15 protein-coding genes and 3 pseudogenes are annotated in these 15,940 nt (G+C 68.6%); 10 read left to right on the forward strand and 8 right to left on the reverse strand.

Annotated elements, in window-relative coordinates:
- Window positions 1-95 precede the first annotated feature (95 nt).
- Both ACFY4A_RS33880 and ACFY4A_RS33885 read right to left on the reverse strand, forming a co-directional pair.
- Complete coding sequence (locus tag ACFY4A_RS33880) at window positions 96-2,852, reverse strand: alkaline phosphatase family protein (protein ID WP_390833155.1); 2,757 nt, start codon at window positions 2,850-2,852, stop codon at window positions 96-98.
- Between the two features lie 4 nt (window positions 2,853-2,856).
- On the reverse strand, window positions 2,857-4,479 hold the full coding sequence (locus tag ACFY4A_RS33885) for an ABC transporter ATP-binding protein (protein ID WP_390833156.1): 1,623 nt from the start codon (window positions 4,477-4,479) through the stop codon (window positions 2,857-2,859).
- A gap of 277 nt (window positions 4,480-4,756) precedes the next feature.
- Between ACFY4A_RS33885 and ACFY4A_RS33890 the strand changes: the two genes are divergently transcribed.
- Complete coding sequence (locus tag ACFY4A_RS33890; protein WP_390833157.1) at window positions 4,757-5,176, forward strand: penicillin-binding transpeptidase domain-containing protein; 420 nt, start codon at window positions 4,757-4,759, stop codon at window positions 5,174-5,176.
- A gap of 79 nt (window positions 5,177-5,255) precedes the next feature.
- Here the strand turns inward: ACFY4A_RS33890 and ACFY4A_RS33895 are convergent, their stop codons facing one another.
- Window positions 5,256-5,675 carry a hypothetical protein gene (locus tag ACFY4A_RS33895; RefSeq protein ID WP_390833158.1) on the reverse strand — a complete coding sequence of 140 codons (420 nt, stop codon included), beginning with the start codon at window positions 5,673-5,675 and terminating at the stop codon, window positions 5,256-5,258.
- A gap of 422 nt (window positions 5,676-6,097) precedes the next feature.
- Between ACFY4A_RS33895 and ACFY4A_RS33900 the strand changes: the two are divergent.
- Both ACFY4A_RS33900 and ACFY4A_RS33905 read left to right on the forward strand, forming a co-directional pair.
- A pseudogene (locus ACFY4A_RS33900) lies at window positions 6,098-6,436 on the forward strand (DUF6262 family protein); the annotation flags it as partial.
- Window positions 6,437-6,563: 127 nt separating this feature from the next.
- Window positions 6,564-6,764, forward strand: a complete 201-nt coding sequence (locus tag ACFY4A_RS33905) for a hypothetical protein (protein ID WP_390833159.1) — start codon at window positions 6,564-6,566, stop codon at window positions 6,762-6,764.
- Window positions 6,765-6,829: 65 nt separating this feature from the next.
- Here the strand turns inward: ACFY4A_RS33905 and ACFY4A_RS33910 are convergent, their stop codons facing one another.
- Window positions 6,830-7,495, reverse strand: coding sequence for a maleylpyruvate isomerase family mycothiol-dependent enzyme (locus tag ACFY4A_RS33910; RefSeq protein ID WP_390833160.1), 666 nt, complete (start codon window positions 7,493-7,495; stop codon window positions 6,830-6,832).
- Between the two features lie 219 nt (window positions 7,496-7,714).
- On the opposite strand from ACFY4A_RS33910, the gene ACFY4A_RS33915 reads away from it, so the two are divergent.
- The 3 genes from ACFY4A_RS33915 to ACFY4A_RS33925 are packed head-to-tail and all read left to right on the forward strand — an operon-like array spanning window position 7,715 to window position 9,526.
- Window positions 7,715-8,215: a hypothetical protein gene (locus ACFY4A_RS33915; RefSeq protein ID WP_390833204.1), complete on the forward strand. Its 501-nt coding sequence runs from the start codon at window positions 7,715-7,717 to the stop codon at window positions 8,213-8,215.
- Between the two features lie 16 nt (window positions 8,216-8,231).
- Complete coding sequence (locus ACFY4A_RS33920) at window positions 8,232-9,017, forward strand: SDR family oxidoreductase (RefSeq protein ID WP_390833161.1); 786 nt, start codon at window positions 8,232-8,234, stop codon at window positions 9,015-9,017.
- Window positions 9,018-9,049: 32 nt separating this feature from the next.
- On the forward strand, window positions 9,050-9,526 hold the full coding sequence (locus ACFY4A_RS33925; RefSeq protein ID WP_390833162.1) for a hypothetical protein: 477 nt from the start codon (window positions 9,050-9,052) through the stop codon (window positions 9,524-9,526).
- 22 nt (window positions 9,527-9,548) lie between these two features.
- On the opposite strand, the pseudogene ACFY4A_RS33930 reads toward ACFY4A_RS33925, so the two are convergent.
- Window positions 9,549-9,921 (reverse strand): annotated as a pseudogene (locus tag ACFY4A_RS33930) (TetR-like C-terminal domain-containing protein).
- 90 nt (window positions 9,922-10,011) lie between these two features.
- Here ACFY4A_RS33930 and ACFY4A_RS33935 point away from each other — a divergent pair.
- Complete coding sequence (locus ACFY4A_RS33935) at window positions 10,012-10,323, forward strand: hypothetical protein (RefSeq protein ID WP_390833163.1); 312 nt, start codon at window positions 10,012-10,014, stop codon at window positions 10,321-10,323.
- 206 nt (window positions 10,324-10,529) lie between these two features.
- Here ACFY4A_RS33935 and ACFY4A_RS33940 read toward each other — a convergent pair whose 3' ends face one another.
- Complete coding sequence (locus tag ACFY4A_RS33940; RefSeq protein ID WP_390833164.1) at window positions 10,530-11,423, reverse strand: SDR family oxidoreductase; 894 nt, start codon at window positions 11,421-11,423, stop codon at window positions 10,530-10,532.
- A gap of 50 nt (window positions 11,424-11,473) precedes the next feature.
- Window positions 11,474-12,226: an SDR family oxidoreductase gene (locus tag ACFY4A_RS33945; RefSeq protein WP_390833165.1), complete on the reverse strand. Its 753-nt coding sequence runs from the start codon at window positions 12,224-12,226 to the stop codon at window positions 11,474-11,476.
- Between the two features lie 128 nt (window positions 12,227-12,354).
- On the opposite strand from ACFY4A_RS33945, the gene ACFY4A_RS33950 reads away from it, so the two are divergent.
- Window positions 12,355-12,993: a TetR/AcrR family transcriptional regulator gene (locus tag ACFY4A_RS33950; RefSeq protein ID WP_390833166.1), complete on the forward strand. Its 639-nt coding sequence runs from the start codon at window positions 12,355-12,357 to the stop codon at window positions 12,991-12,993.
- Window positions 12,994-13,159: 166 nt separating this feature from the next.
- Here the strand turns inward: ACFY4A_RS33950 and ACFY4A_RS33955 are convergent.
- A pseudogene (locus tag ACFY4A_RS33955) lies at window positions 13,160-14,138 on the reverse strand (transposase family protein).
- A 325-nt stretch (window positions 14,139-14,463) separates the two neighbouring features.
- On the opposite strand from ACFY4A_RS33955, the gene rpmF reads away from it, so the two are divergent.
- Together rpmF and ACFY4A_RS33965 are read left to right on the forward strand one after the other, a co-directional pair.
- Window positions 14,464-14,634, forward strand: coding sequence for a 50S ribosomal protein L32 (gene rpmF, locus ACFY4A_RS33960; protein ID WP_390833167.1), 171 nt, complete (start codon window positions 14,464-14,466; stop codon window positions 14,632-14,634).
- A 6-nt stretch (window positions 14,635-14,640) separates the two neighbouring features.
- Entirely contained in the window at window positions 14,641-15,813 is a 1,173-nt protein-coding gene (locus ACFY4A_RS33965; RefSeq protein WP_390833168.1) for a GTP-binding protein, read from the forward strand.
- The last annotated feature ends 127 nt before the right edge of the window (window positions 15,814-15,940 follow it).

Here is a 15,940-nt window from a genome sequence, read left to right on the forward strand (position 1 = left end):
CCTGCATGCATTGCTTGCGGCCTGGTCAACGTGTCGTGACGACTCCTGGAATCCGCCGACGCCGACCAGGTGACCCCTGACGCGATCAGCCTACGTCAGCCGTCGGACTCCGCCGACGGGATGTAGGCGCCCGGCACGTCCTCCGGCGCGAAGATCTTGTCCTCGCCGGGGTACGGCTTCTTCCACCCGTGCGCCTCGTACCACGTGAAGTGGTTCATCTGAGCGGGGTTCGCGAAGTCGGGCACGGCGTTGGGTCCGGTCAGCCGCTGCTTCGACTTCCAGTTGTCCCACTTCGTCGCGACCGCCTGCTTGTCAGCCGGCACCTTCGCCGACGGCGCCGCCGCCGCATCCGGATTCTGCGGCGCCGGGGTGTCCAGGCCGCAGGAAGGCGGGGTCTTCAGACCATCGGTCAGCGAGGTCCGGTTGGGCAGCGCCTTGAAGGGCGTGAAGTCCGCGTTCTGGGTGAACGCCCCACGCATCGGGCTGGCCGCGCTGTCCTTTTGGTTCATCGGGCGGATCCCGAGGATCTGCTCGATGGTGCGGATCATCGTGATCTGCGAGTAGTAGCGGCTGTCGACCTTGCCGTGCTGGGCCCAGGGGCTGATGATCTGGATCGGGGCACGGTGGCCGTCGACGTGGTCGAGGCCGGCCTGGGAGTCGTCCTCGACGACGAAGATCGCCGAGTCCTTCCAGTACTTGCTGTGCGAGATCGTGTCGACGATCTCGCCGACCGCGAGGTCGTTGTCCGCGACCTGAGCGGCCGCGCTCGCCGGACCGCCGGTGTGGTCGCTGGAGAGCCAGAGCATGTTCAGGTTCGCCGGCCCGTTCTTCTCGAAGTCCTGCTTGAAGATCTGGGCCCGGTAGATGTCCGGGACACTGAGGTCGTACTTCGGGAAGCCCGGCACCGACACGTCGTTGAGCGACGGGATCGGCGAGGACGAGACCATGCGGTAGGCGGTGTCCTGCCCGGTTGCCGCCATGTTCTTGGTGTCGCAGTACAGGTTCTGCCAGCTCGCGCCGGACGGCTTGGTCAGGAACTTGTGGAACTGGCCGAAGTCCCGCACGGTCTTGCCCGCCGCCTGCGCACCGCTCCAGATGAAGCCGGTCCGCTGGTGGCCGAGAGCGTCGTCCTGGGTGTCGTAGCTGCGCTTGTACTCACCGGCGGAGGACTCGGTGTACTCCGGGTTGTCGGCCTGCATCAGCCAGTTGTGGCCCTCGGCGGAGTTCGTGCCGATGTCGTACGTGTTGTCGTACAGCCCGAACTGCTTGGCCAGCGCGTGCTGGTTCGGCGTCACGTTCTCGCCGAACTGTGCCAGCTTCGGGTCGCCGTTGCCGCGCGGGTCGTCACCGAAGACCTGGTCGTAGGTCCGGTTCTCCTTGACGATCAGGAAGACGTGCTTGATCGTCGAGGGGTCGCCGAGCCGCAGCGGGACCGGCACCGGCTTCACGTCGCCCTTGCCCTCGGACAGCGTGACCGAGCCGCCGTGCCAGCCGTTCTGGCTGAAGACCTTGCCGGTCTGGGACTTGATGACATCGTCGCTTGGCAGCGTGAACCGCTGCAGGCTCGAGGTCGTGTCGTGGGTGCCGTGCCCGGCGGGGTTGTTGGGGCGACGGGCGTCGATACCGCGGGTGTTGGAGACCACCACCTCGTTGCCGACGGTGGTGATCTCCGCGGGGAAGTAGTCCGTCGGGAGCAGGCCGACGTAGCTGACCGGCTCCTGCGGGGACGTGTACCGGTAGACGGCGACCGCGTTGGCCCGGCCGAGCGTCACCAGCAGGTGACCGTCGTCGGTGAGCGTCACCGCGTTGGGCTCGTAGCCCACCGACGCCTCCGGCCACGGGCGGGTGGCGATGGTCTGCACGACCTTGTTGCTGGCCGTGTCGATGACCGACAGGTCGTCGGTGGCGGTGTTGGTGACGAACAGCGCCCCGTTCTTGGCGTACAGGGCGGTCGGGTGCAGACCGACGTCGATGCTCGTGACGTCGCCATCCGGGTTCGCCAGATCGATGACGCTGACCGTGCCGGTGGTGGTGGCACCGGTGGAGTGATCGGCCGGCACCTGGGTGCCGTACGAGTTGAGCGTGGTGTCGCCGGGCTTCGCCGGACGCCCGCCCTCGTTGCTGACGTAGAGCTTGGTGCCGACCTGGACCATGTCACGCGGGGCGTTGCCCACGGCCCAGCTCTGCTCGATCTCCCCGGTCGTCGCGTTGATGGCGACCACCCGGTTCTGGCCGTTGACCGCGGAGTACACGGTGGAGCCGTCAGGCGAGAACACCGCCTCGCCCACCAGCGCCCGCTTGGGCCCGTCCGCCGGGATCCGGATGAACACCGGGTTGGCGAGGGTGCCGTCCGGGTTCACGGTGAACTTGGTGTAGCCGTCAGTCTGGCCCAGCCACAGCTGCGAACCGTCGGGCGAGTACGTGGGGCCTTCCTGGCCCACGTCGTTGCCGCTGATGCGCAGATCCGCCGACGCGTTGTTGCCGACGAGCTGCTGCACCTTCCAGTTCTTCAGGTTCACGATGGCCAGAGCCATTCCACCGTCGGTGACCGAGGCCGCGACGTGGGTGCCGTCCGGGCTGACCGAGGACGACATGATCTTGCCGTTGTTGATGACGAGGCGCTCGCCGTACGGGGCGATGTACTGGTCGCTGGAGACGACCTGGCCCTGAGCGGTGGTCTGGCCGACCTGGTCGGTGCCGAACTGGTGCGTCTGGGCGAAAGCGGTGCCGGCGGCGGCCACGGCGACAGCGGTGATGCCTGCCGTTGCCAGAGGTATCCGGCGGCCGATGCGTCTACCGAGAAAGTCGAAATGGTCCTTCTCGACACGCTGACGACGGCGTGTTACCTGCATTGAGTTATCCCTTCGGGGTGGTGGGGAGCAGCTCGACGTTGCCGTCGAACTGCCAGAGCGGGTTCGGTGCGTCGCCGGTCGGGGTCCGCACCAGGAAGTAGCCGTTCACTTCCTTCGGTCCGTCGCCATCGGCCACGAACCGCCCGTCTGCGGTGACGTCGAGCTGGTAGATGGGCGACCCTGCGGCCTCGACGCCGGGGAGATGCCAGGAGACGACGCAGCGCCAGTCGTTGCCCGGCCCCTGGGCCGCGACCATGGCGCCGCCCTTGGTGCACGTCGCCGTGGCCTTCAGCTGCTCTTCGGTAACGTCGGGGCGGTCGAGCTGCTTGGTCTGTATGCGATAGAGGTGGGCGAATGCCGTGGCGACCGACCGCTGCACCTTGTCCTGCTCGATCCCGGAGCCGTTGGCCCCGGTCGCCGGGGCGACGACCGCGACCGTCACGGCGACCAACCCGACGAGCGGCAGTACTCCGGCGGTGACCGCACGGCGCCCCGAGAGGGTGTCGGAGGGGAGCGTGCTCTGCAGGCTCACCGCGGCGACGAAGAGCGCCGGCACGATCCAGCAGGCGAGGACCAGCAGGCGGATCCGCCATTGCGAGACCAGCTTGACCAGTTCGAAGCGGTAGCCGCGCGCCACCGGGACGCGGCGGGCGCCGACGGCGTGCTCGTGCGCGGTGGTCGCGGTCATCGGCCGGCCTCCCGCTGTTCGGTGAGGGCGAGGAACGCGGCCTCCAACGGCGATACGAGGGGAGCGAGTTCGCGCAACGCGATGCCCGCGTCCACGAGCCGCACCACCAGTTCGTCGAGGGCGGGCACCGGCGCGCGCTGGACGAGCGCCTCGGCGCCGTGCCGTGCCCCCTGCGTCGTCGACGACCCGGATCCCGGCCGTGCCGTCGGCCAGCCGGCGGGCGGTCTGGGGATCGGAGGTCAGCAACCGGTAGTCGAGTTCACGGTTCTCGACGGCCAGCTTGCTCAGCGGGCCGGAGAAGACGACCCGTCCGGTGGCGAGGATGGTGACCTCGGAGCACAGCGCCTCCAGGTCCTCCATGCGGTGGCTCGACAGCACGACGCAGGTGCCGCCGGTCGCGAGCCGGGTGAGGACACCGTGCACGTGCTTCTTGCCGGCCGGGTCGAGGCCGTTGGCGGGTTCGTCGAGCACGAGCAGCCGGGGCCTGGTGATCAAGGCCGCGGCGAGTCCCAGCCGCTGACGCATCCCGAGGGAGAAGCCGCGGGCCGGTTCGTCGGCGACATCAGTGAGCCCGACCTGGTCAAGTACGTCGTCGATCCCCGTTGTCCGCGCGTCGAGGCCGCGCAGAGCGGCCAGCGCGGCCAGGTTCTGCCTGGCGGTGAGCGAGGGATAGAGACCGGGCCCGTCCACGAACCTGGCCACACCGTCGGGAGCGGCGAGCGCCCGCCCGACCGGCGTCCCCAGAATCTCGAGGGACCCGCTGTCGGGAACGGCCAGGCCCAGCAGGAGACCGAGCAACGTCGTCTTCCCGGCGCCGTTCGGTCCGACCAAGCCGTGGATCTGCCCCAGCGCCACATCCAGATCGACGCCGTCAAGTGCGACGACGTCGCCGAAACACTTGGTGATCCCGCGCGCCCGGATTACGCGGATTGCTTCCATAAGCCCCTTCCTCGAAGCCCTCAAGGAGGTTAGGAAGGCCACACAACACAGGCAGGGACAATCGGTTGACATACATGGAACGGAAGACGGATATCGTGTTCACGCCAAGGCGTCGGCCACTACGAGTGAACGGAGTGGCCGACATCGAGCCTGACTTGGGCAAACGCCTGGACGGTACCGAGTGCGTACGAAGTTCCGTTGGTCCGCCGCGCGCGACAACCGGGCACGCCGGGCTGGCACGGGCTTGTGTCCAGTTCACTCCCTGTCAGACCCATGGATGCGCAACGCAACAGAACTGACGAGACGTCACCACGAGCTCGAGCGTGTGCGGGGCACGGCGCCGGGCCGCAGAGTGCGGGGAACCCCACCTCAGGGTTCCCGCGCTCCGACTGAGGAACGACACCATCCACCAGCACGTGCTGAAGATCCCCAAGGCGGCCTGGGCGCCGGACCGTCGAGTCAGACCGGCATCGTTGTCGGCGGCAAGACCGGCACCGCGCAGCGAGGCGTGAACGTCGCCGACGAAGTGCCGTACGGCTGGTTCGTCTCCTGCGGCAAAAAGCCCGACGGCGCCTCGGTCGCCGTCGCCGTGTTCATCGGCCCCACCGACATGGACATCTACCGCCAGGACATCTCAGGCGGCCGACTCGGCGCTCCCATCGCCCGCAGCGTCATGAAGGCAGTACTGCAGCAGTAGTAGAGGGCTCGCACCAGGCCGGGCATCCAAGGAGGGGGGTGTCTCGTTCCGAGCTCCCCCCAGGGTCCGCGGGCTTTCCTCAGCGCGTGCCTGTCGTCGCAGTGCTGTAGGCGTATAGGGCGACGACGCCGACCACGCAGGCGAGGATCGTCCAGGAGGCGAGGCTCATCCGTTTTCCTTTCTGCCCGGGCCGTTTCGGCTTCTCGGATCGCTTGGTGCGGCCGGGAGCCGCTGGGGCGGGCGGTGCGACGTCGGCGGCGGTCTCGGCGAGCAGGCGGCGGCAGGCCGTGGCGAGCTCGCCGGTGCCGGTACAGAGCGGTACGACAGTCTCCGAACGCGCCGGAGCGGTGGTTCCGCCGTCGAGGATACGGCCCGCACGGAGCAGGATTTCGTCCCTGCGACCCGAGGGGGCGAGACTGATCCAGCGCTGCACATGCTCTCCCCGGATGACCACACCCCCGGCCCGGTCCCGGTATACGGTGTGCTGACGCCAGAGCATGTCTGCTAACTGCGCTGCGATGTGTCTTAGTTGGGCGCTCAAGGCCCGTCCTTCCAGAGCCGTACGTTCAATCGAACGGAAATCGTACTTCGGCCTCTCTGTTTCGCTCGGGCGGCCCAGGGGGGTGATGCGGTCTGCGGCATCTGCCTGCCCCTGCGGCGCAGGAGCCCGCACTGGGGGGAGCAGGCACCCGCGGGAGGTAGGTCCCACGCTTACAGCGCACCGAGGGTCCCTGGCGTCACACATCCAGCCGATCACCGCGAGCACGGCACACGGCGACTCGAGTTCAAAAGCTTGGTGATCTTGTAAGGTCAGGTCGCCACCTGTGACACGCAGGACCCCCGCGCTGGGCGGCGTCCTGCTGCTCACCGGCCCGACACGTGACCCACATCCGCCGTTATCTTGGACAGGTCAGCGACCGGATGGCAGAACACTACGTCCATCTGACCAGCTCCGATCTGGAGAACGTGCTCCAGCATCTGGCACGACCAGACCAAGGTCGGCAACTACGACGCCGCGATCCGCATACCCGAACGCCTCTACGAGAAGCTCGCCGAACGCCGACCGAAGCCGCCCTTGAGCGCGTCCACGAGGCCGTCGCCCGGCTCCGACGCGAGAAAACCCAGGTCAGCGTCGCCGCCGTCGCCCGCCGAGCGGACGTCTCACGCACCTTCCTCTACGACAACGTCGAGGCGAGAGCAGCGGTCGCCGCAGCGATGGCTCAGGTCGGCGAACACCGGTCCCGCACGCTCGCTGAACAGGACGACGAGCGCGAGGCCACCTGGCGCGAACGCGCACTGAACGCCGAGAACGCCCTCAAGACCGCCCACACCGAGATCCTCACCCAAGGCAACCCGGATCGGCGAACTCCTCGGTCGAATACGCGACTTGCAAGCCGAACGGACCGAGGGTGCCATCCAGCGGATCACCACCGAGAACACCACCCTCAAGCAAAGGGTCCGCCAACTGACTGCCGACAACCGCACCCTCGACGAGCGGCTCAAGGCCGCCCGCTCCAACCTCCGCTTCCAGGACCGACGCGTCGCCGACCTCGAAGCCCGCCTCACCGGACCGGAACCACCGGCCTGATCACATCCCGCCGCACCTCATGGCCCGTCCACCGTCCCGGTGGACGGGCCATTCCTGGAGCACAGTCACGCTGTCCCGCAGCGACCGCGGAGGAGTTCCACACCGTCGCCTTCGAGGTCGTTGCAGTACGTCGCGCGTCCGGTCATGGCCATCACCAAGGCCAAGGTGGGGCCGGACACGAGCGGCCCGGAACCGGTCGTGAAGGGGCCGTCATCCGCGACGAGTTTCAGACCACCGATGCGTCCCTTGGCAACGACCACGAGGTCAGAGCCCCGGTAGTACTCGGCCACCTGCGTGAGGACCTCGATCGGGTAGTCGCGACGGATGCCCAGCGGGCTCCGGATGTCTTCTCCGTGCACGATCGTCTCGCCCAGCATGGCGATGGCAGGCAAGGGAGGCTTGGTTCGGCTCGGGACGATACGACGGAATCGCTCAAGGGCCTCGGCCGGAGTTGTGCCCACCTGCTCGGCCAGCCGCATGGCCACCTGCTTGTCGAAGTCGAACCGGCAGCGGATCACCCCCGCCAGCCAGCGCACGGCGTTAAGGCTCGCGCCCGCGGTGAGGTGCGCCAACACCTCACGCACCGTCAAACCGGTGCACAACGACGGCGTCGCCCACTGCTCGTCCGTCAGATCTTCGAGATCGGCCGCCAGCGCCGCTCGCTCAGTGCGGATCAAGGGCCAGACCCCGATCCCGCGGCTGCGGTCTGCTGTCAGTTCCGGATCAGTCATAGGGGAGGGTCTCCTGTCACGGGTCGTGCTCTACATCGCCCCCGGGCCGGAACAGGCGGCCGTCCGGCAGGGACGTTCCTGAAGGAGACTCTTGCTCCGGAGCAAAGTCATCGCCCGCGAGCGACCTTTCCTCCGGCAATCAACCATCGACAAACGTTACTCGCCCACGCTTACGAACCAGACGACCCCGACCCGTTCATGAACCTGGTCGCCCAGGTCATGAGGCAAGAACCCTACGCCAGCGCCAAGCGGGTGTTCTGGATCGTCGACAACGGCTCCTCCCACCGCGGCCAGAAGGCCGCCGACCGGCTGGCCGCTGCGTTCCCGAACGCCGTCATGGTCCACACCCCGGTCCACGCCTCCTGGCTCAACCAGGAGGCGATCTACTTCTCCGTCGTCCAGCGCAAGTTCGTCTCACCCAACGACTTCACCGACCTCACCGAGATCGGGGACCGGCTCCGAGCCTTCGAAGACCGCTACAACGCCACGGCACAGAGCCGTTCCAGTGGAAGTTCACCGCCTCCGACCTGGACGATCTGCTGGCCAGGCTCGACCGGCACAACGCCGATCAACAGGAAGAATCCTCCGCCGCCCAAGCAGCATGATCAACCCCCGAAGGACTTCCAGCGCCGACCACTGAGGCTTCTGAAGGCAGGCGCGGCTCCCGAGCACGGGATGCTCAGGAAGCAACAAAAGCGCTTGCCCTGTCCGCGCTGGTAGCGAACGATCGCATGCTGTGACGATCACTGGAGAAGAGCATGGCTTTGACGGGCCCCGGCCGCTGGCGCTGGTGACTGGCGTCGGCCGCACGGTCGGCATCGGCGCCGGCATTGCCTGCCAACTTGCAGCGTCGGGCTGGAACATCGCCTTCACGTACTGGACCCCCTATGACCAGCGCATGGCCTGGGGAGCCGAACACGGAGCGACTGAGGCAATCACCCAGGAGCTCACCAAGCACGGCGCGGACACTGCGGCTATCGAGGCTGACCTCACAGACCCGAACACACCCACCCGCATCTTCGACGAGGCCGAGCGCCGCCTTGGCGGGATCACAGCCCTTGTGATGTGTCATTGCGAATCGGTCGACTCTGGCCTGCTCGACACCACGGTCGAGAGCTTCGACCGCCACTTCGCCGTCAACGCGCGCGCCACCTGGCTACTGATCCGCGAGTACGGTCGACGTTTCACCGGCGTTCCTGGAACCGGACGCGTCATCAGCCTCACCAGCGACCACACCGTGGGCAATCTTCCCTATGGAGCGAGTAAGGGAGCCTTGGACCGCATCACCATGGCCGCCGCTCGCGAGCTCGCTCACCTCGGCGTCACCGCCAACGTCATCAATCCAGGGCCGGTGGACACCGGCTGGATGTCCGACGAGGTGCGCGAGCATGCACTTCGCCAGACACCGCTCAACCGCATCGGTACCCCGCGAGACACCGCACACCTCGTGGACTTCCTCTGCTCGCCAAAGGGCCAGTGGGTCAACGGACAGCTACTGATGAGCAACGGTGGTTTCGCCTAGGACACCTGCTGATCTCCGTCCAGGTCTCGACGGTGCCGCATCCCGCCTGGAGTGTCGGTGAAGACCGGAACGCCCAGGTCGACCAGCTGGGGACGGCCGTCGACGGGCGCACTCTTGAGGCTGGAGAGCTTGGCCACCGCGGCGTCGAGGCTGACCTGGAGTCCCTCGACTTCGCCGAGCCAGCCGTTGCCGCGGGCCTCGCTGATGCGCTCGCGGAGGTTCTGGATGATCTCGATGAGGCGGGGCCGTTGGCGGGGGTCGATCTGGAGGACCGGGCAGCGGATGCCTGTGTCCGCTGCCCCATGCTGCGTCCCGAGCCCAGCCGGCTTCCGTTGCTGCGCGAGCTGGAGACGAATTTGACTGAGCGCATCGCCGCAGCACGCCAGCAGGTTTGGCTCGGCGAGGTCGCCGGCCTGCAAGAAACTTTGGTCGCACTGCGCGCCAAGACCCAGCATGCCGAACGCCTGGCCGCTGCCGGCATCGCCCACACTCCCGAGCAGCCGGCTTGAGCCGAAAATTCAGGAACCCCACTCAGCGAGTGGCACGAACCACCAGCGACGCGAGCTGCTGGCCCGCTGCCTCGTCCAGCGGTGCGTGGTCGAGCAGCAGTCGGTACCAAAGAACGCCGTAAACGACGTCGACGAGGAGCTCGGGGTCGATGTCGGCGGCGATCTCGCCGCGCGATCGCCCGGTCGAGGAGTTCGCGCAGCGCAGCGCGACGGCTGAAGAGGAAACGGCCCCGGAACGCGACAGCGAGGACCGGATCGAGCAGGGCCTGGGCCATCAGCCCGATCAGGACCGGACGTTGGTCGCGTTGGTGGAACGTGGCGCGCAGGAATGCCGCCAGGTCGGTGGGCAGTGAACCCTGCGGGACCGTGATCCTTGTCTCTGCCAGGTCAAGCATGGCGTCGAGCACGACATCACCCTGGAGGGCCAGCAGAGCGCCGCCGCCAAGGGCAACCACGGCGGTCGGCCGAAGGTCATCGACGACGACATGCTTACCTTCGCCATCGCGCTCAAGGACAAGGGCATCCCCGTCCCAGAGATCGCCCAGAAGCTGGAGATCAAGACCGGCAAGAACGTCGGCAAGCACCCCTCGGTCGCCTCGGTGTACCGGGCGCTCGCCGAAGCCGAGCAGACCGCGCCCGACGTCTCGGCCGACGACGACCTGCCCCGGCGCCCAGCGCGAGTTCGCATCCGCCGCCCCGGCGAACCGGTCACCCCGGAGGAGATCGAGCTGCGCGAACGTCTCATCGCCCAGCGCGCCGAGCTCTACGCCGACGATCTCGAAGAGGCCGGCCGGTGATCCCCGCCCCGCATCGGATGAAGGGCGGCGCGCTGTTGCTCGGTGCCGAAGAATCCGGTCTGCCTGGTCCATTCGGCATCTGGTGCGGCGAGGCCGAAGGGGAGCCGGACGGGTCCGAGTCAGCTGACGCAGGCGATGCCGCGCTGCGGTGCTGAGGTCGAGATTAACCTCACGGTGACCGCTGTACCGATCGTCCTGCGCCGGGCTCAGGCGAGGTGCGGCACGAGCAGGTCGTCGAGGCCGATGCGGTGGTAGAAGGCGGTACGCACCATGTCACCGACGCGGTTGACAGTCTCGGCGCCGTCGTCCACGGGGTCGATGTGGACACGGAAGGGGCGCTGCCCCTTGGGGGTGTCGACGACGCGCACGATCGCGGCGGCGACCTCAGCCGGGTCCGCGTCGGGCGGGGTGATCTCCGCCAGGCGTGCGCCGACCTGCTCCGACAGTCCCGCGTAGCGGGCCTCGTAGGCGTCGGCGACGGTGGTGTCGGCGGGGCGGCCGGAGTGGGCGAAGTGGTTGGTGCCGGAGGTGAATGCACCGGGTACCACAATCGTGGTGTCGATGCCGAAGCGGGCGACCTCGGCGGCGTAGGTGACGGCGAGGGAGTCCATGGCGGCCTTGGCGGCGAAGTAGGGGCCGAGGTAGGGCGGGGTTCCGCCGCTGGTGCTGGTCGAGCCGACCCACACCAGCAGGCCGTCGCCCTGCCGACGCAGGTGGGGCAGTACGGCGCGGTTGACGCGCTGGGTGGAGGCCGCGTTGACGTCGAACACCTCGTGCAGCTGTTCCGGTGTGAATGCCTCCAGCGGGCCCAGGACCATGTGGCCAGCGTTGTGCACGACCACGTCGATCCGGCTCGACTCGGCGACGATCGCGGCGATGGCTGCGTCCACGGACGCCTGGTCGCTGACGTCGAGTTCGACGCTGCGCAGGTCGACGCCGTGTTCGTGGGCGTAGCGGGCGGCCTCGGCGACGGCGGGGCGGTTGCGGCCGGTGGTGTGGCGGATGCCGGCGTAGACGAGGTGGCCGGCGTCGGCGAGGGCGCGTGCGGTCATGGCGCCGAAGCCGCTGGACGCACCGGTGATGAGCACGGTCTTGGACATGCTGTTCACGTTCCTTTCGAGTGTTTGGGAAGGGGTTGGTTGACGGGTGCTCAGATGACGCCGCCGTTGGCGTAGAGGACCTGGCCGTTGACCCAGCGGGCCGGGCCGGCCAGGAAGGAGACGACCTCGGCAATGTCGTCGGGGGTGCCCAGTCGCTCCAGGGGCGACATCTTCGTCAGGTGCTCGACGACAGCGTCCGGCTTGCCGTCCAGGAACAAGGCGGTCGCGGTCGGGCCGGGGGCGACGGCGTTGACGGTGATGTCGCGGCCGCGCAGTTCCTTGGCGAGGATCAGCGTCATGGCGTCGACGGCGCCCTTGGTGGCGGCGTAGGCGGCGTAGTTCGGCAGAGCGATCTTCGTGACCGAGCTGGAGAAGTTGACGATCGCACCGCCGGGGCGGACGCGGCGGGCGGCCTGCTGGCCGACGACGAAGGTGCCGCGCACGTTGATGCGGTGCATCCGGTCGAAGTCGGCGAGGTCGAGTTCGACCATCGGCGCGAGCAGCATGATCCCGGCCGCATGCACCACGACGTCGACGCCGCCGAAGCGCTCCTCGGCCGCGTCGAACAGGGCGGTCACCTCGGTCTCGTCGGCGACGTCTGCCTTGACGGCGATGGCGGTGCCGCCCGCCTTCTCGATCGCCTGCGCCGCCTCCTCGGCGGGGGCCGGGTTGCCTGAGTAGGAGACGACGACGGCCAGGCCGTCGTCGGCCAGGCGCTCGGCGGCAACCCGGCCGATGCCGCCGGACCCACCGGTGACGACGGCGACGCGCGGGGTGACGGTCCTGGTGTTGGTGCTGGTCATGGCAGGACTCCTTTCGGCGGCCGGAGGCGTCCGGCCGGTAATGGACGATGCGTCCATATTAGCGAGATGTAGACGCTGCGTCCATATAAACTGGAGAAGACGCATCGGACCGACCCGAGGAGGCCGCGGTGGCCAGGGCATCGACAGCAAGTTCAAGCACCAGCTCTACCCCGGAGGGCGGCGCACCCGTACGGCGCGGCCGGGGCAGGCGACCGGCCGACGAGGTGCGCCGCGACATCCTCTCCGCCGCCGGCACACTGCTGTTCGACGAAGGCATGACAGGCTTCACCATCGAGCGGGTCGCCACGACGGCGGGCGTCAGCAAGATGTCGATCTACAAGTGGTGGCCCTCAAAGGGCGCGCTCGCCCTCGACGGATACTTCACCGCGGTCGAGAACACGCTCGCTTTCCCCGACACTGGCGACATCGAGGCCGACCTGCTCACCCAGCTGCGCGCTTTCGTCCACCTCACCGCGGACACCCCAGCCGGCCGCATCGTCACCGAACTGGTCGGCGCGGCGCAGACTGACCCAGACCTCGCCACCGCCTTCCGCGAGCACTACTCCGGTCCGCGCCGCCGCCTGGCCGTCGACGTCCTACAACGCGCCCAGCAACGCGGCCAACTGCGGGCCGACGTGGACCCACGCATCGTCGTCGACCAACTCTGGGGCGCCTGCTACCACCGGCTGCTGATCCCCGACGAGCCCGTCACCGAGGAATTCGTGGCCGGACTCATCTCCAACCTGATGCACGGCCTACGACCATAGGCGGGTGGGACTGGGGCGCTTGCGCAAGCCGTTCACCGTGATCAATCTTCGCGCCAACGGCTGTTTGGTGGTCCCCAAGGACCCAAGGCCGTGGTCCGGCACCTTAACGACTCGGTCGGCGATTGAGGTTGGGGCGTGCCGGCCTGGCGGTTCGGCTGGCGGGTGATCAGCAGGCAGACTGCCGGGCGAGCACCAGTTCGGTGCTGTGTGCGGGCCGGGTGGGGCGCCGGGCGGCGCGGTCGGAGACCAGGCCGGCGATGGCCCGGTGGGTTTCGGCGTAGGTCTCGCGGTGTCCGGTGTAGCGCTGCAGTGGCCGCCAGTGGCGCATCTCGGCGTGGGCGTGCTCGGACGACGATGCGGCGGGAGGACTGGCGGCGCCGCATCTCGCGCCAGGCCCGCTTCTCCCCGTCGGGGGCGTCGTCCTTGGGCTTCTTCGGCGGGGCGGTGACCTGGCCGGGGAACTCGCCTGCCAGGCCCCGGTACCCCTCGTCGACCTCGGCTTGCACGCCCGGGTGCAGGCGCAACTGCTCGGCGATGCCTTCGGTGCGCATGGCGGTCTGGTCGTGCATGCGTCCCGGCCGGTCTGCGCCGTTCCACAGGGTGCGGCCCTGGCCGTCGCTGATGGTGGTGGTCTTGATGGTGTTCTGCTTCGCCTTGCCGGAGACGAACGCGCGGCGTCCGGGCCGGTGCGCCCTCGGGCGGCGGACCTGGCTCTCCATGCCGTCGATGCGCAGGGTGACGCCTTCGGCGGCGGCGTAGGCGAACACGTCGGCCAGGGTGCGCAGCCGCAGCCCGGGCCGGTCAGGGACGGCGAAGCCACGCCGGGCGAGCAGGGGGCGGATCTGGCCGATCGCCTCGCTGACGGTGGAGCGGCCGACGCCGTACAGCTCGGCCGGTGCGGCATGCGGCAGGTGCGTGCGCAGGTGGACCAGGGTGAGCACGACGCGGTCGGTGAAGGCCGGCTCCTGTTTCGGGCCGGCCCCCGCCGCCCTCAGCCGCTTACCGCCGCGTCGTTCATGCAGTGCCGCTTCGCGCAAAGAGCGCCACGGATCGGCCAACTCCTCGATCAGATCGCCGAGATGTTGGCGCGAGACGCCGGTGAAGGCAGGATGGGACAAGGCCGCGCGGGCCCACTTCTTGGTCACACTCGAAGAACCCGCGCGGCCGTCCTCATGTCACGGCCGGCCCGCGATCAACTATCGCCGACCGAGTCGTTACGTCACGACGATCTCGTTCACCCTCTACGTCGTCTGCCGACTGGCAGGCAGTTACCGCGCCCGGCGGTGGGGAGCCAGGAGGCCGGCGCCGCAATCCGCCTGACCGACGGGAGCGCCCGCCAGCCGACGGGTGTGCGCGTCCGCACGCACGCGCTGCCGCCCACTCCCCCGAGCTCGTCAGCCGGCCAGCCAATTAGTAATGAGATTCGTTTTCATGTAACGTCCTGCGTGCTCACCGATTCAGGAGGACCCCATGGCCGTGCCCAAGCGCAAGATGTCCCGGAGCAACACCCGCCACCGCCGCGCCCAGTGGAAGGCGGCCACGCCGACGCTCGTGCCGGTCACCGTCGACGGCGTCCCCTACCTGGTGCCCCAGCGGCTGGTGAAGGCGTACGAGCGCGGCCTGCTGCGCCCCGAGGGCTGACCGTTCATGCGCTACGACCGACTGCCCGTCACCGTCCTGTCCGGATTCCTCGGCGCGGGCAAGACAACCCTCCTCAACCACGTGCTCGGCAACCGCGAGGGACTGCGCGTCGCGGTCATCGTCAACGACATGAGCGAGGTCAACATCGACGCCGCCCTGGTGCGCGGCGGCGAAGCCGCACTGTCGCGCACCGAGGAACGCCTGGTCGAGATGACCAACGGCTGCATCTGCTGCACCCTGCGCGACGACCTGCTTCAGGAGGTGGATCGGCTGGCCCGCGAGGGCCGCTTCGACTACCTGCTCATCGAGTCGTCCGGCATCTCCGAACCCATGCCCGTGGCCGCGACCTTCGCCTTCGCCCGCGACGATGGCGCCACCCTCGGCGAGATCGCCCGCCTGGACACCATGGTCACGGTCGTCGACGCCGCGAACTTCCTGCCCGAACTGACAAGCGGCGACGAACTCGTCGAGCGCGGCCTGGACCAGTACGAGGACGACGAACGCACCGTCAGCGACCTGCTGATGGACCAGATCGAGTTCGCCGACGTCATCGTGCTCAACAAACTCGACCTCGTCGACGAGGAGTCGGCGGACCGGCTACGGGCGACGCTCACCCGCCTCAATCCGGTCGCGCGCGTCGTCCCGGCCGTCCACGGCCGCGTGCAGGCCGCAGACGTACTGGGCACTGGGCTGTTCGACCTGGAACGCGCCCAACAGGCCCCCGGCTGGGTGCGGGAGCTCAACGGCGACCACGTCCCCGAGACGGAGGAGTACGGGATCTCCTCGACCGTCTTCCGCTCCGAACTGCCGTTCCACCCCGGCCGACTGTGGACGTTCGTGACCGAGGAACTCGACAGCGGCGCGTACGGGCAGATCCTGCGCTCCAAGGGGTTCTTCACGCTGGCCAGCCGGCCACAGGTGACGGGCCTGTGGTCACAGGCCGGCTCCGTCGCACGCTTCGAGCCCTCCGCCGCCCGCGACACCGACAGCCCGGAAGGCCAGGAACTGGTCTTCATCGGCACTCATCTGCACGCGGACGCACTGCACACGGCACTGGGCGACTGCCTCATGGCCGACGGCGAGAACCTGCCGCCCGTCGACCCGTTCCCCGCCTGGGACACCTACGGCATCGACGACACCTGCGAGCACGAGCATCCCGAGCCCGTGGCGGGCGTCTGAAGACCCCGGGTCGGGCGGCGAACGCAGCCACGGCGCCGCCCGACCCGGTACGGACACCGATCCGCCAGACCGCCATGGGAGAGGACCGGCACGCCCGGAGCCCCGAAGAGACCGGCGCACGGCCTCC

Source organism: Streptomyces sp. NPDC001292, from assembly GCF_042896465.1.
In the GTDB taxonomy this organism is placed as follows: Bacteria; Actinomycetota; Actinomycetes; order Streptomycetales; family Streptomycetaceae; genus Streptomyces.

What these genes read in the sequence shown, in the direction of transcription:
- ACFY4A_RS33880 (WP_390833155.1), bottom strand. Translation starts at nt 2,852, where the DNA reads ATGCAGGTAACACGCCGTCGTCAGCGTGTCGAGAAGGACCATTTCGAC.
- ACFY4A_RS33885 (WP_390833156.1), bottom strand. Translation starts at nt 4,479, where the DNA reads ATGGAAGCAATCCGCGTAATCCGGGCGCGCGGGATCACCAAGTGTTTC.
- ACFY4A_RS33890 (WP_390833157.1), top strand. Translation starts at nt 4,757, where the DNA reads ATGCGCAACGCAACAGAACTGACGAGACGTCACCACGAGCTCGAGCGT.
- ACFY4A_RS33895 (WP_390833158.1), bottom strand. Translation starts at nt 5,675, where the DNA reads ATGCTCTGGCGTCAGCACACCGTATACCGGGACCGGGCCGGGGGTGTG.
- ACFY4A_RS33910 (WP_390833160.1), bottom strand. Translation starts at nt 7,495, where the DNA reads ATGACTGATCCGGAACTGACAGCAGACCGCAGCCGCGGGATCGGGGTC.
- ACFY4A_RS33915 (WP_390833204.1), top strand. Translation starts at nt 7,715, where the DNA reads ATGAGGCAAGAACCCTACGCCAGCGCCAAGCGGGTGTTCTGGATCGTC.
- ACFY4A_RS33935 (WP_390833163.1), top strand. Translation starts at nt 10,012, where the DNA reads ATGCTTACCTTCGCCATCGCGCTCAAGGACAAGGGCATCCCCGTCCCA.
- ACFY4A_RS33940 (WP_390833164.1), bottom strand. Translation starts at nt 11,423, where the DNA reads ATGTCCAAGACCGTGCTCATCACCGGTGCGTCCAGCGGCTTCGGCGCC.
- ACFY4A_RS33945 (WP_390833165.1), bottom strand. Translation starts at nt 12,226, where the DNA reads ATGACCAGCACCAACACCAGGACCGTCACCCCGCGCGTCGCCGTCGTC.
- rpmF (WP_390833167.1), top strand. Translation starts at nt 14,464, where the DNA reads ATGGCCGTGCCCAAGCGCAAGATGTCCCGGAGCAACACCCGCCACCGC.
- ACFY4A_RS33965 (WP_390833168.1), top strand. Translation starts at nt 14,641, where the DNA reads ATGCGCTACGACCGACTGCCCGTCACCGTCCTGTCCGGATTCCTCGGC.